Source organism: Stenotrophomonas rhizophila (genome assembly GCF_007667275.1).
Taxonomy (GTDB): Bacteria; Pseudomonadota; Gammaproteobacteria; order Xanthomonadales; family Xanthomonadaceae; genus Stenotrophomonas; species Stenotrophomonas maltophilia_AE.
This window is the reverse complement of record NZ_VDQT01000004.1, coordinates 325,829-338,460: the sequence shown is the minus strand read 5'-3', so window position 1 is coordinate 338,460 and position 12,632 is coordinate 325,829. Positions and strand designations below refer to the sequence as shown.

The 12,632-nt window shown below is 66.0% G+C and carries 12 protein-coding genes; 1 reads left to right on the top strand and 11 read right to left on the bottom strand.

What is annotated here, in order from left to right; genetic code table 11:
* Positions 1 to 150 precede the first annotated feature (150 nt).
* The 4 genes from FSZ13_RS14520 to FSZ13_RS14505 all read right to left on the bottom strand — a co-directional run bounded on the left by FSZ13_RS14520 (position 151) and on the right by FSZ13_RS14505 (position 2,881).
* Positions 151 to 789 carry a LysE family translocator gene (locus FSZ13_RS14520; RefSeq protein ID WP_145480897.1) on the bottom strand — a complete coding sequence of 213 codons (639 nt, stop codon included), beginning with the start codon at positions 787 to 789 and terminating at the stop codon, positions 151 to 153.
* A 238-nt stretch (positions 790 to 1,027) separates the two neighbouring features.
* Positions 1,028 to 1,414 (bottom strand): VOC family protein, encoded by a 387-nt coding sequence (locus tag FSZ13_RS14515; protein WP_145480895.1) that lies wholly within the window; start codon positions 1,412 to 1,414, stop codon positions 1,028 to 1,030.
* A gap of 106 nt (positions 1,415 to 1,520) precedes the next feature.
* The gene (gene purU, locus FSZ13_RS14510; protein WP_145480894.1) at positions 1,521 to 2,372 is read right to left on the bottom strand and encodes a formyltetrahydrofolate deformylase; all 852 of its coding nucleotides are present in this window, start codon (positions 2,370 to 2,372) and stop codon (positions 1,521 to 1,523) included.
* 245 nt (positions 2,373 to 2,617) lie between these two features.
* The gene (locus FSZ13_RS14505) at positions 2,618 to 2,881 is read right to left on the bottom strand and encodes a DUF2798 domain-containing protein (protein ID WP_145480892.1); all 264 of its coding nucleotides are present in this window, start codon (positions 2,879 to 2,881) and stop codon (positions 2,618 to 2,620) included.
* 139 nt (positions 2,882 to 3,020) lie between these two features.
* Here FSZ13_RS14505 and FSZ13_RS14500 point away from each other — a divergent pair, with 139 nt between their 5' ends.
* Positions 3,021 to 3,947 carry a LysR family transcriptional regulator gene (locus FSZ13_RS14500; RefSeq protein ID WP_145480890.1) on the top strand — a complete coding sequence of 309 codons (927 nt, stop codon included), beginning with the start codon at positions 3,021 to 3,023 and terminating at the stop codon, positions 3,945 to 3,947.
* Between the two features lie 43 nt (positions 3,948 to 3,990).
* On the opposite strand, the gene FSZ13_RS14495 is transcribed toward FSZ13_RS14500, so the two are convergent.
* From FSZ13_RS14495 to FSZ13_RS14465, 7 genes are all read right to left on the bottom strand, one after another.
* Positions 3,991 to 5,100 carry an NADH:flavin oxidoreductase/NADH oxidase gene (locus tag FSZ13_RS14495; protein WP_145480888.1) on the bottom strand — a complete coding sequence of 370 codons (1,110 nt, stop codon included), beginning with the start codon at positions 5,098 to 5,100 and terminating at the stop codon, positions 3,991 to 3,993.
* 110 nt (positions 5,101 to 5,210) lie between these two features.
* On the bottom strand, positions 5,211 to 6,032 hold the full coding sequence (locus tag FSZ13_RS14490) for an NAD-dependent protein deacetylase (RefSeq protein ID WP_145480886.1): 822 nt from the start codon (positions 6,030 to 6,032) through the stop codon (positions 5,211 to 5,213).
* A 58-nt stretch (positions 6,033 to 6,090) separates the two neighbouring features.
* Complete coding sequence (locus FSZ13_RS14485; RefSeq protein ID WP_145480884.1) at positions 6,091 to 6,513, bottom strand: acyl-CoA thioesterase; 423 nt, start codon at positions 6,511 to 6,513, stop codon at positions 6,091 to 6,093.
* A 171-nt stretch (positions 6,514 to 6,684) separates the two neighbouring features.
* Complete coding sequence (locus FSZ13_RS14480) at positions 6,685 to 7,704, bottom strand: ribonucleotide-diphosphate reductase subunit beta (protein ID WP_145480882.1); 1,020 nt, start codon at positions 7,702 to 7,704, stop codon at positions 6,685 to 6,687.
* Between the two features lie 161 nt (positions 7,705 to 7,865).
* The gene (locus FSZ13_RS14475) at positions 7,866 to 10,277 is read right to left on the bottom strand and encodes a ribonucleoside-diphosphate reductase subunit alpha (RefSeq protein WP_145480880.1); all 2,412 of its coding nucleotides are present in this window, start codon (positions 10,275 to 10,277) and stop codon (positions 7,866 to 7,868) included.
* Positions 10,278 to 10,820: 543 nt separating this feature from the next.
* Complete coding sequence (gene zapE, locus FSZ13_RS14470; RefSeq protein WP_145480878.1) at positions 10,821 to 11,921, bottom strand: cell division protein ZapE; 1,101 nt, start codon at positions 11,919 to 11,921, stop codon at positions 10,821 to 10,823.
* Positions 11,918 to 12,592, bottom strand: coding sequence for an alpha/beta hydrolase (locus tag FSZ13_RS14465; protein ID WP_145480876.1), 675 nt, complete (start codon positions 12,590 to 12,592; stop codon positions 11,918 to 11,920). The genes zapE and FSZ13_RS14465 overlap by 4 nt, the downstream gene beginning before the upstream one ends.
* Between the last annotated feature and the right edge of the window lie 40 nt (positions 12,593 to 12,632).

Sequence of the window (12,632 nt, the reverse complement as noted above, 5' to 3'; positions counted from 1 at the left end):
GTTTCGCGGATGCCCTTAGGGATCACTCCCATCAAACGGCCAAAGCCTGTAACCAGTGGCGGCATCTGGACACTCTTGGCGTTCGCCAAAAGCTCCGTACACATCCAGATGGGGCCATCTTGCACCGTGGAGCGGGCTCGGCCCCATTGCTTACGCTACGAACACCAGTCGCAGCGCGAAGCCGATCAGCAGCACGCCAATCACTCGTTCGAACCAGTGGCTGGAGCGCATGAAGCGCTGGCGTACGGCTGCCGTGGAGAGGGCTACGCTGACCAGGACGAACCATGCCGCGTTGACCAGGCACATCCACAGGCCGTAGAGCATCTGCACGGGGAGCGGTGTCTTTGCGCTGACCAGTGTGGTGAACACAGCCAGGAAGAACAGGGTCGCCTTGGGGTTGGTGGCGTTGGTCATGAAGCCGATGACGAAGGCTTGCCTGGGGGTTTGCTGCACGGCGTCGCTCGGCGCATCGGTGGTCGCTTCGCCGCCTGCGCTTGGCTTGCTGCGGAGGAATTTGATGCCGAGGTAGAAGATGTAGGCCGCGCCGAGCCACTTGGCTGCTGTCATCAGCCAGGGGGTTGTGTGCAGGAGTGCGCCTACGCCGATGAGGGTGTAGAGGACATGGACCGAGATGCCTGCGCCTATTCCTAGCGAGGTGTAGATGCCTGCTTTTCGGCCGAAGCGGACCGTCTGGCGGACGGCTACTGCGAAGTCCGGGCCTGGGGCTATGACAGCAAGCAGGTGGACTATCGCCAGGCTTAGGAATTCTGCCCAGTAGGGTGCGAACACTTTTTCACTCCGTGGTGGTGCGGTGGCGCTCCATTCTCCGTGCGGTGCCGCCTGGGGGCCGGCACTACCGCACGGTTTTCTGCCGGTATCGTGAAGGCCGGCCAACGGCCGGCGCTACCGGGTCTCTTGCGACTGTGGGGGTCGCTATCAGAAGACTGCGGCGCGGTGTCCGTCGAGCATGCCTGCGTACGGCGCGGCCCAGTACCTGGGACCTGTAGTCTGGCTCAGAACCGATCGGCTAGTTCGCAGGGAGGTACTCGGAGATCTCTATCAGGTTGAGTTCGGGGTCCCGGACATACACAGATCGGATCTTGCCCAATGCACCGGTGCGCTCGACGGGGCCCTGTTCGATCTTCACCGAGTTGCTGCCGAGCTTCTGGATGACCTCGTCCAATGGCACTGCGGCAATGAAACAGAGGTCCAGGGAGCCCGGCACGGGTAGGTGCGCCTTGGGTTCAACCTCATGCCCCTTGATGTGCAGATTGATCTTCTGGTTGCCAAACCGGAAGGCCTTTCTGCCCGCTCCGAACGTTTCCAGGGTCATCCCCAAGACGTTGACGTAGAAATGGGTGGTGGCCTCTTCTGCGGAAGTGGTCAGCACGAGGTGATCCAGATGGTCGATCATGGGGGCGGTCGCAAGTGGGCGGTGGTTTTATCGTAGCCGTATGCACATTGCACGTTGTGGCGCCTTGCAGCCGAAAGGCGCCCAGCAGGAGAAGCCGCCCCATCGGTTACCTGAATACAACGGTGCGGTGCCCGTTGAGGAGGATGCGGTGCTCTACGTGCCTGCGTACGGCACGCGCCAGTACCTGCGATTCGGTGTCACTGCCGAGGCGGACCAGGTCGCGTGGGGTCATGGCGTGGTCTACCCGTGCTACGTCCTGTTCGATGATCGGGCCTTCGTCTAGGTCGGAGGTTACGTAGTGGGCCGTTGCGCCGATGATCTTTACGCCGCGCGCGTGGGCCTGGTGATATGGCTGCGCGCCTTTGAAGCTGGGCAGGAAGCTGTGGTGGATGTTGATCGCGCGCCCGGCCAAGGCTTCGCACAGGCGCGGTGACAGGATCTGCATGTAGCGCGCCAGGACCACCAGGTCGATCTGTTCGCGCTCGACCAGATCGATGATCTGTTGTTCCTGTACGGCGCGGTTGTCGGCGTTGACCGGCAGGTGGTGGAAGGGGATGCCGTATGAGCCTGCGAGAGCACCAAAGTCTTCGTGGTTCGATGCGACTGCCGCAATGTCCACCTTGAGCTGGCCACTGTGGGCGCGGAACAGCAGGTCGTTCAGGCAGTGTCCCTGCTTGCTCACCAGCACGAGCAGCCGTGCGCGGCAGCGGGCGTCGTGCAGTTGCCAGTCCATCTGGAAGTCGGCGGCCAGCGAGGCCATGCGGGCCTGCATGGCTTCGATGGGCTGCTCGGGGTCGCGGTCGAAATGCACGCGCAGGAAGAACCGGCCGCTCTCGTCATCGCCGAACTGCTGCGCGTCCAAGATGTTGCAGCCCTGCTCGAACAGCAGGCCGGAGACACGGTAGACGATGCCGGTACGGTCCGGGCATGAGAGGGTGAGGATGGAGTCGGGGCGCATGGGGTGAGTGTAGTGGAGCGGCGCATTCCTCCGGAGGGACGATGTCAGTTGCAACCAATTATCGCGGGCATTGACGCAGGTGGAGCAGCGGACTAACAGTCCGCTCTACCGAGCGGTGTACCGGCCGATGCGCCGACCGATGTGCCGGCCGATGCGCCGACCGATGTGCCGACCGATGCATCGTTCGATTTGCCGCGACGCCCCACCAACGGTGGGGCGCTACCGGGGAGGGATGCCACATGTTGTCAGCGCGGCGGATGCACGGTGAGCGCAACCAGCCGCATCACCACTGGGCGCACCATCAGTACGCAGACGAAGGCGGTGGGCATGGCGAGTTGGTAGGCGCCGAGTACGCGGGCGGGGAAGTCGGCGTTGATGCCGGCGTTGGCGGCGGTGATCACCAGGCACATCAGCATGGCCATGACCGAGGCCATGAAGAAGGCGAATACGTAGGGGGTGGTGCGGGGGCTTAGCTTCCAGCGGCGCGGGAAGGTCTGTGCGTCGGTCATCGGGCAGTCCTTGAAGAAGCAGCCGGGGGTGGCTGCAGGGTCGGCACGATAGGCGGGGGCACGGGGCGGCGGTAGAGCGCTTGGCCTTGGGTCTTTGTAAAGCGGATCTTTGTAATCAGGCGCCATAATTGGCGCGATCATGAACATTCTTCAGTCAATCCGAAGTTTCGTCCGTACCGCCGATGCCGGCAGCCTGGCGGGGGCGGCGCGCTCGTTGGGGATCAGCCCCGCGGCGGTGGGGCAGAACATCGCGCGGCTGGAGGCGCACCTGGGGGTGCGGCTGTTCAACCGCACTACCCGCTCGCTGGCGCTGACCGAACGCGGTGCGCGCTACCTGGAGGAAGTGCGCCATATCGAGCGCGACCTGCAACGGGCGCAGGCGGCCGTGACCGATCCCGATGCGGTGCCGCAGGGGCGGTTGCGCATTGCCAGCACGTCGGCCTTTGGCCGCCACGTGCTGGCGCCGATGTTGCCCGCGCTGCAGGCGCGCTATCCCGCGCTGGCGATCGAGCTGCTGTTGGCCGACCGCAGTGTGGACCATGCGCGCGAAGACGTGGATGTGAGCTTCCGGATCGAGCCGCAGCTGGTGGATGGGCTGGTGGCGCGATCCATTGCGCAGGTGCCGTTCGTGGTCTGCGCGGCGCCTTCGTACCTGGCGCGGGTCGGTGCGCCGGACACGCCGGAGGCGCTGCGCGAGCATCGCTGCCTGGTATTCCGCTATCCGGTGGATGGGCGGTTGCTGCCGTGGGGGTTCGTGCGCGATGGGATCCGCTTCGAGGCGGAGATGCGGCCTGCACTGGTGTCGGATGACATCGATGCGATTGCGGCGATGGCGGCGGCCGGCGGTGGGATCGCGCGGTTGGCGGCGTTCGTGGCGGAACCGTGGTTGGCGCGCGGGGCGTTGCAGGTGTTGTTCGCGTCGGGCGATGGGGCGCGGACGTCGCCGGAGCCGATGCGGGTGTTTTTGTGCGTGAGTGATCGGCGCGATCTGACGCCGAAGGTGCGGGCGTTGATGCAGATGGTGGTTGAGGGGTTGCCGGTTGCGTGGCGGGTGGATGTTGCGTGAGATCAGGCGGCGCACGACCAACGGTCGTGCGCTACCGGGTTCATCACGCGGTGGGTGCGGTGAATACGCCGCGGGCTTCGCGCGGTTCGCAGCGCAGGTACTGTGGTGCGGGGGTGATGGAGTCGCCTAGGGCGGCGGCGGCGTGCCACGGCCAGCGCGGTTCGTAGAGGATGCCGCGGGCCAGTGCGATGGCGTCGGCGTGGTTGTGGCGCAGGATCGATTCGGCCTGGGCCGGGTCGGTGATCAGGCCGACGGCGATGACCGGCATGCGCACTTTGGCGGCCTTGATCGCGGCGGCGAACGGTACCTGGTAGCCGGGCTCGAGGGCGATCTTCTGGCGTGCGTCGAGACCGCCGCTGGAGACGTGCAGGAACTGGCAGCCGCACAGATCGAGGATCTGCGCGAGGGTGGTGCTCTGTTCGATGTCCCAGCCGCCGTCGACCCAGTCGCTGGCGGAAATGCGCACGCCCACGCTGATGCGGTCGGAGACCGCCGCGCGCACGGCGTCGAACACGCGGATCAGCAGGCGCATGCGGTTTTCCAGCGAGCCGCCGTACTCGTCCTGGCGCTTGTTGCTGAGCGGGGAGAGGAACTGGTGCAGCAGGTAGCCGTGCGCGGCGTGCAGTTCGATCAGGTCCAGGCCGGCGCGCTCGGCGCGCTTGGCGGCGACGGCGAAGGCCTCCACCACGGCGTCGATGCCGGCTTCATCCAGCGCTTCGGGGGTGGGGCCGTTGGCGGTGAACGGCAGCGCCGAGGGAGCTTTCACGGTCCAGCCGTTCGGGTCGGTCGGTGGCAGCGGGCCACCGCCGTCCCACGGGCGTGCGGAGGAGGCCTTGCGACCAGCATGCGCGAGCTGCACGCCCACCGGCATCGGCGACCAGCGCTTCACCGAGGCGATCACGTCGGCGAGGGCGGCTTCGGTGGCGTCGTCCCACAGGCCCAGGTCGGCGTAGCTGATGCGCCCTTCCGGCAGCACGGCGGTGGCTTCGAGGATCAGCAGGCCGGCGCCGGACTGGGCCAGCATGCCCAGGTGCTGGCGGTGCCAGTCGTTGGCCTGGCCGTCGGTGGACGAGTACTGGCACATCGGGGCGATGACGATGCGGTTGGACAGCGTCAGCGGTCCGAAGGTTACGGGGGAGAAAAGCTGGCTCACGGGCGGGCGACTCGGGGGGATGTTGAAACCGGGGGGTTATTGCACCCGGAAGCGGGGGTGCAGGCAACCGTTTGTTTGGAACGGTGTGGGTAGACACGCATGGCGTGTCTCTACGCGGGGGTGGTCGTGGGGAGCAGGAAGGACAGGGCTTCTGCGCAGGACTGCTCTACCTTGAGGGTGAGGAGGTCGTCTGCGCGGGTGCGGCCGAGGTTGAGGGCGGCTACGGGTAGGCCGGCGTTGGCGGCGGCCTGGACGAAGCGGTAGCCGGAATAGACCATCAGCGAGGAGCCTACGACCAGTACGGCGTCGGCGTTGGCGAGGTGGTCGTGTACGGCGGCTACGCGCTCGCGCGGTACGTTTTCGCCGAAGAAGACGACGTCCGGTTTCAGGATGCCGCCGCACTGCGGGCAGGCCGGTACGTGGAAGGCGCTGAAGTTGACGTTTTCCAGGTCGGCGTCGCCATCCGGGGCGATGCCGGCATCCAGGCTGTCCCAGCCGGGGTTGGCGGCCAGCAGGGTGTGCTGGAAGTCCTCACGGTCGCTGCGGGCTTCGCAGCCCATGCAGCGCACCTGGTCGAGGCGGCCGTGCAGGTCGATCACGCCCACGCTGCCGGCGCGCTGGTGCAGGCAGTCCACGTTCTGGGTGAGCAGCACTTCCACCTGGCCGCGCGCTTCCAGCGCGGCCAGTGCGGCGTGGGTGGCGTTGGGCCGGGCGTGGCCGAAGCGCGGCCAGCCCAGCAGGCTGCGCGCCCAGTAGCGCTGGCGGGTGGCCAGTTCGCCCATGAAGTCCTGGTAATTCACCGGTGGGGTGCGCTTCCACTGGCCGTCGGCGTCGCGGTAATCGGGGATGCCCGAGTCGGTGCTGCAGCCGGCGCCAGTGAGCACAAACAGGCGGCGGGCGCGGTCGATGAAGTCGGCCAGTGGGGTAGACATGCCAGCTAGATGGGGGCGATTGCGGGGTTCGCAATCGCCGCCGGATCACCCCGCCCGATCAGGGGCCGGCGATGTCGGCCGGCAGCGCGGGCACGGCGGTGGGCTTGTGGTTCTCGTCCAGCGCGATCATCACGAAGTGGCCGCGGGTGCACAGCTTGCGCTCGCCGGTGTGCAGGTCTTCGGCGATCAGCTCCACTTCCACCTTCATCGAGCTGCGGCCCACTTCCACGATACGGCCCACGGTTTCCACCATCTGGCCGATGCTGATCGGCAGCTTGAAGTCGACCTGGTCGGAACGGGCGGTGACCACGGTGCGGCGCGAGTAGCGCGCGGCGGCCAGGAAGGCGGCCTTGTCCATCCACGCCAGTGCCTGGCCACCGAACAGGGTGCCCATGTGGTTGGTGTGGTTGGTGTGGTTGGGGAAGACGATTTCGGCCATGCGCACTTCGGTGGGCGGGACGACGTCGGGGGTGGCGGTCATGGGGGCGGCCGTGTGGAAGAGGGGGTCGTGGGGATGATACGGCAGCGGGGGTTGGGCGGTGGATCAGCCACGCAGGGCGTGGCTCTACGGGTGTGGAGCGCCGGGGGCGTTACGGGCATGAAAAAACCCCGGGCGGGCCGGGGTTCTTTGGGGGACGCTGTCTGATCGGGATCAGAAGTTCATGTCGAAGGACACTTCGCCCTGCACGCCCACCTGGTAGGCCGAGGGGCGGCGTTCGAAGAAGTTGGTCAGCTCCTGCACGTCCTGCAGTTCCATGAACGGCAGCGGGTTGCGCACGTTGTACTTCTTTTCCATGCCGAGGCGGTGGAAGTGGTTGTCGGCGCAGTGCTGCAGGTACTGGCGCATGTCGCGGGTGGAAATGCCGGCCACGCCGCCTGACAGCACGTCTTCGGCGAACTGCACTTCGCATTCGATGGCTTCGGCCAGCATGTCATGGACCTGCCGCTTCATCTCATCGTCGAACAGGTCCGGCTCTTCCTCGCGGATGACGTCGACGCATTCGAAGGCGAAGTCCATGTGCGCGCTTTCGTCGCGGAACACCCAGTTGGTGCCCGAGGCCAGGCCGTTGAGCAGGCCACGCGAACGGAAGTAGTACACGTAGGCGAACGCAGCGAAGAAGAACAGGCCTTCGATGCAGGCGGCGAAGCAGATCTGGTTGAGCAGGAACTGGCGGCGCTGTTCGCGGGTTTCGATGCGGGTCAGGCCCTGGATGGAGTCGATCCACTTGAAGCAGAAGTCGGCCTTCTTCTTGATGGAGTCGATGTTCTCCACCGCCGAGAACGCCTTGGCGCGTTCTTCCGGATCCGGCAGGTAGTTGTCCAGCAGGGTCAGGTAGAACTGCACGTGCAGCGCTTCTTCGTACAGCTGGCGCGAGAGGTACATGCGTGCTTCGGGCGCGTTCAAATGCTGGTACAGGTTCAGCACCAGGTTGTTGGACACGATCGAGTCGCCGGTGGCGAAGAATGCGACCAGGCGGTGGATCAGGTGGCGCTCGCCCGGCGACATCTTGGTGTGCAGGTCGCTGATGTCGATCTGGAAGTTGATTTCTTCCACGGTCCAGGTGTTCTTGATCGCGTTGCGATACATGTCATAGAACTGCGGGTAGCGCATCGGGCGCAGGGTCAGTTCAAAACCGGGATCGAGCAGCATCTGCTTGCGGGTGTCGGCCATGTGTTTCTGTCCTTCGAAGGCGTGTGCCGACCAACGGTCGGCACACGCCGGGTGTTTGTTCCGGCGCTTGGGCCGGTGGAGCGGCCGGGCAGAGCCCGGCGCTACGGTTGGTCGAGGCCGGCCAACGGCCGGCGCTACCGGGGCGGTGGGCGCCCCGCGGATTACTGGCAGGCTTCGCAGGCTTCCGGGTTTTCCAGCGAGCAGGCGATGGCTTCTTCCGGGCTGAACACTTTTTCCGGTGCGGCAGCGGCGGTGTGGCTGATGGTGGTCTTGGCGATCTTGGTGGCCGGACGCGAACGCAGGTAGTAGGTGGTCTTGATGCCCTGCTTCCAGGCGTACATGTACATGGAGGACATCGCGCCGATGTTCGGGCTTTCCATGAACAGGTTGAGCGAGGCGGACTGGTCGATGAACGCGCCACGGTCGGCGGCCATGTCGATCAGCGAGCGCATCGGCAGTTCCCACGCGGTGCGGTAGATCTGGCGCAGGCTTTCCGGGATCTGGGCAATGCCCTGGATCGAGCCTTCGGCCATCTTGATGGTGTCGCGCATCTCCGGGGTCCAGTGGCCGAGCTTCTTCAGTTCGTTCACCAGGTAGCGGTTCACCTGCAGGAAGTCGCCCGACAGGGTTTCGCGCTTGAACAGGTTGGACACCTGCGGCTCGACGCACTCATAGCAGCCGGCGATCGAGGCGATGGTCGCGGTCGGGGCAATGGCGATGATCAGCGAGTTGCGCAGGCCGTGTTCCTTGATGCGGGCACGCAGGGCGTCCCAGCGCGCGCCGTCTTCAGGCACCACGTTCCAGGCGTCGAACTGCAGTTCGCCGCTGGCCGCACGGGTGTCGTTGAACGACGGGTGGCGGCCACGTTCCTGCGCCAGTTCAACCGAGGTCTCCAGGGCGTGGAAGTAGATGGTTTCGGCGATCTTCTTCGACAGCGCGCGGGCTTCGGCGCCGTCGAACGGCAGGCGCTTGCGGAAGAACACGTCCTGCAGGCCCATGCAGCCCAGGCCGACCGGGCGCCAGCGCATGTTGGCGCGGCGGGCGGTTTCGATCGGGTAGAAGTTCAGGTCGATCACGCGGTCGAGCTGGCGCACGGCCAGGCGCACGGTTTCGGCCAGCTTTTCGTAGTCGAACTCGTTGTGCTCGTCGAAGTGGTTGCCCAGGTTGATCGAACCCAGGTTGCACACGGCGGTTTCATCGTTGGAGGTGACCTCCAGGATTTCGGTGCACAGGTTGGACAGGTGGATCACGTTGCCCGGACGCAGGGTCTGGTTGCTGGCGCGGTTGCACTTGTCCTTGAAGGTCATCCAGCCGTTGCCGGTCTCGGCCAGGGTACGCATCATCCGCGAGTACAGCTTGCGCGCGGAAATGGTGCGGTTGGCCTTGCCCTGGGCTTCGGCCTGCAGGTAGGCGGCCTCGAAGGCTTCACCGAACAGGTCGGTGAACTCGGGCACCACGCGCGGATCGAACAGCGACCATTCCTGGTCGGCTTCGACGCGCTTCATGAACAGGTCCGGCACCCAGTTGGCCAGGTTGAGGTTGTGCGCACGGCGCGATTCGTCGCCGGTGTTGTCACGCAGCTCGAGGAAGTCCTCGATGTCGGCGTGCCAGGTTTCCAGGTACACGCAGGCCGCGCCCTTGCGCTTGCCGCCCTGGTTCACCGCGGCCACGGACGAGTCCATGGTCTTCAGCCACGGCACGATGCCGTTGGAATGGCCGTTGGTGGACTTGATCAGCGAGCCGCGCGAACGCACGCGGGTGTAGCTGACGCCGATGCCGCCGCTGAACTTGGACAGCTGGGCGATGTCGCCGTACTTGGAGTAGATCGATTCCAGCGAATCCTGCGGCGAATCGAGCAGGAAGCACGAGGACAGCTGCTCGTGGGTGGTGCCGGAGTTGAACAGGGTCGGGCTGGACGGCAGGTAGTCCAGGTTGCCCATGCGCTTGTACAGGGCCAGGGTTTCCGGCACGTCTTCGCTCAGCGCGCTGGCGATGCGCAGGAAGAACTGCTGCGGGGTCTCGATCACCTTGCGGGTGTGCGGATGGCGCAGCAGGTAGCGGTCGTACAGGGTACGCAGGCCGAAGTAGTCGAAGTTCAGGTCGAGGCTGAGGTCGATGGCATCGTTGAGCTTGCGCGCGTTGGTCTGCACGAAGTTCAGCAGGCGGTCGTTGATCAGGCCCACTTCGTGGCCACGGCCCACCGACTGCGAGAAGGCATGGATTTCCTGCCCCGACACTTCCTTGGCGATGTAGTTGGCCAGCAGGCGCGCGGCCAGGCGGCCGTACTCCGGCTCTTCACCGATCAGCAGGGCGGCGGTGCGGATGGACAGCTCGTCCAGCTCCTGGGTGGTGGCGCCGTTGTACAGGCCGGAAATGGTGCGGGTGGCCACGCGCATCGGGTCCACCGCGTGCAGGCCTTCAGCCGAACGCTGCACCGCGCGCACGATCTTGTTCAGATCCACCAGTTCGGTCGTGCCGTTTCGCTTGGTGACGCTCATCGCCGTATTGGTCGGCGGCGAAGTCAGCAGGAATTCGCTTTCCTGTTCGGTGGCTGCGCTGGTTTCGGTGCTCACGGCGGTTTCCTCTTGGCGTGATTTGGGGTGGCACAGGGTCGCCTGCAAGGCAGGCGTGGAACCGGCGCGCTCGGGGCTCCAAGGATGGACTGACGGTGTCGCATGGGACGCGACCGGCGCGAGTGCGCTGCGGACATCCCCTTGCGTCACCGGTCATCTCCCCCCGGAGACTGGCGCTACCAGCACCGCACCCTGATCGGCATGCGGTTGTCGGCGGGCGGTAGGCCCTTGTGGACCCTCCACTTGTGGTCGAAGGGGCCGACGGCCACAAGATAGTGGGGGTATGGGGGTCCGTCAACGCCAAATCTGGTGAATCCGGGCAATCCCTTGCGGCGCAAGGACCGGTTGCGCGGGGCGTCCGACGAACGGTTCGGACCTGTCTAAAGGGGGTGCGCAGTCAAGCGCTGACGGCGACTTTCTGGTGTGATGACGGGGTGTGGAGAATGGAACGATGGCGTCACGCGGGGATAACAATTTTGCTTGGGTCTGGGTCTGCTTTGACACGCATGGCGTGTCACTACGCGGTGGGCGGCACGTGCCCGGTCACGCCCGGTGGGGCGTGCCCAGGTACTCGGCGCTCTGCATCTCGATCAGGCGCGAGGCGGTGCGTTCGAAGGCGCCCTGCAGGCGGGTGCCGGTGTACAGGGCGACCGGGGCGTCGGTGGCGGTACAGACCAGGTTGACGTTGCGGTCATAGAGCTCGTCGATCAGATTGACGAAGCGGCGCGCGGCGTCTTCGTTCATGCGGTCGAAGTGCGGGATGTCGCCCAGCAGCAGGGTGGTGAACTCGCGGGCGATCTCGATGTAGTCCGAGGGGCCGCGCGGGCCTTCGCACAGGGCGGCGAAGTCGAACCAGACGATGCTCTTGCCGCGCGCGCGCACCGGAATCTTGCGCGCTTCGATTTCGATGTTGCCCGGCTTGGGCGGCTGCCCGCCGCTGAGCGCGGCCCAGCGCGACGCCAGCCAGGCGTCGCTGTGCCCGTCGCGCGGTGACTGGTACACCGGCGAGTGGGTCAGCGCCCGCATCCGGTAGTCCTCGGTGCCTTCGGCGTACAGCTCCACGCAGTAGGTCTGCAGCAGGCTGATGGCGGGCAGGAAGCTGTCGCGCTGCAGGCCGTTCAGGTACAGGTTCTCCACCGCCGTGTTGGAGGTGGTGACCAGGGTCACGCCTTCGGCAAACATGCGTTCCAGCAGGCGCGCCAGCAGCATGGCGTCGCCGATGTCGGTGACGAAGAACTCGTCCAGCACCAGCACCCGCAGCTTGGTGCGCCATTCCTGGGCGATCCGGGCCAGAGGGTCGCTCTGGCCCTGGTGCTCGCGCAGGCGCTCATGGATGCCGCGCATGAAGCGATGGAAGTGGGTTCGGTACTTCTGTTCGATCGGCAGGCCGTCGTAGAACAGGTCGACCAGGAAGGTCTTGCCGCGCCCTACCCCGCCCCAGAAGTACAGGCCCTTGACCGGCTCGGGCTTTTTCCAGAACGCCGACAGGCGGTCCAGCCAGCCGTCCTGGGCGCTGTCGACCAGGGCCAGGTGGATGCGGTCCAGCTCGGCCAGGGCGGCATGCTGGGCCGGGTCGTTCTGCCATTCGCCCCGGGCCACGCCTTCGGCGTAGCGCTGCGACGGGGTCAGTGCGGTGTCACTCATGCGCTGGCGCGGTCCGGGTGGGGCAGCCAGTGCTTGACGCCGTGGGTGAGCGCGCCGCGCAGGTCGATCAGCTTGCGGTGGAAGAAGTGGCTGGTTTCCGGCATGCGCACCAGTTCGTGCGGGGCATCCAGGCTGTCCAGCCAGGTGTAGACGGCCTGCGGGTCGACGATCTCGTCGTCTTCGCCCTGGATGACCAGCCAGTTGGCCGGCGGCTGCACGCCGTCGAAGTCCCAGCGCCCGGCCGGCGGGGCGATCGAGACCAGCACCTGCGGCTGCAGATCGGCCGATGCGCGCAGCGAGACGAAGGCACCGAAGCTGAAACCGGCCAGCCACAGGGTGGCGTCGGGGCGCTGTTCGCGGACCCAGGCCACCACGGCCTTGAGGTCGTCCTGTTCGCCCACGCCATGGTCGAAGCTGCCGACCGAGGTGCCGACGCTGCGGAAGTTGAAGCGTACGGTGGTGATGCCCAGCTCGCGCAGGGTGGTGCCGACCATGGTCACCACCTTGTTGTGCAGGCTGCCACCCTCGGTGGACAGCGGATGGCAGATGACCGCCACCACCGGCTGCGGGGCCACGTCGGCCTTGGGCAGGTCGACCACCACGTCCAGCGCGCCGACCGGGCCGGCCAGCTGCAGCGGGCCGCTTTCATTGGGGAATGGGGGATTGTGCATGGCGTCATAATACCGCTCCCCCGCGGGCTTCACCGCCGCG

What these genes read in the sequence shown, in the direction of transcription:
- FSZ13_RS14515 (WP_145480895.1), bottom strand. Translation starts at nt 1,414, where the DNA reads ATGATCGACCATCTGGATCACCTCGTGCTGACCACTTCCGCAGAAGAG.
- purU (WP_145480894.1), bottom strand. Translation starts at nt 2,372, where the DNA reads ATGCGCCCCGACTCCATCCTCACCCTCTCATGCCCGGACCGTACCGGC.
- FSZ13_RS14505 (WP_145480892.1), bottom strand. Translation starts at nt 2,881, where the DNA reads ATGACCGACGCACAGACCTTCCCGCGCCGCTGGAAGCTAAGCCCCCGC.
- FSZ13_RS14500 (WP_145480890.1), top strand. Translation starts at nt 3,021, where the DNA reads ATGAACATTCTTCAGTCAATCCGAAGTTTCGTCCGTACCGCCGATGCC.
- FSZ13_RS14490 (WP_145480886.1), bottom strand. Translation starts at nt 6,032, where the DNA reads ATGTCTACCCCACTGGCCGACTTCATCGACCGCGCCCGCCGCCTGTTT.
- FSZ13_RS14485 (WP_145480884.1), bottom strand. Translation starts at nt 6,513, where the DNA reads ATGACCGCCACCCCCGACGTCGTCCCGCCCACCGAAGTGCGCATGGCC.
- FSZ13_RS14480 (WP_145480882.1), bottom strand. Translation starts at nt 7,704, where the DNA reads ATGGCCGACACCCGCAAGCAGATGCTGCTCGATCCCGGTTTTGAACTG.
- zapE (WP_145480878.1), bottom strand. Translation starts at nt 11,921, where the DNA reads ATGAGTGACACCGCACTGACCCCGTCGCAGCGCTACGCCGAAGGCGTG.
- FSZ13_RS14465 (WP_145480876.1), bottom strand. Translation starts at nt 12,592, where the DNA reads ATGCACAATCCCCCATTCCCCAATGAAAGCGGCCCGCTGCAGCTGGCC.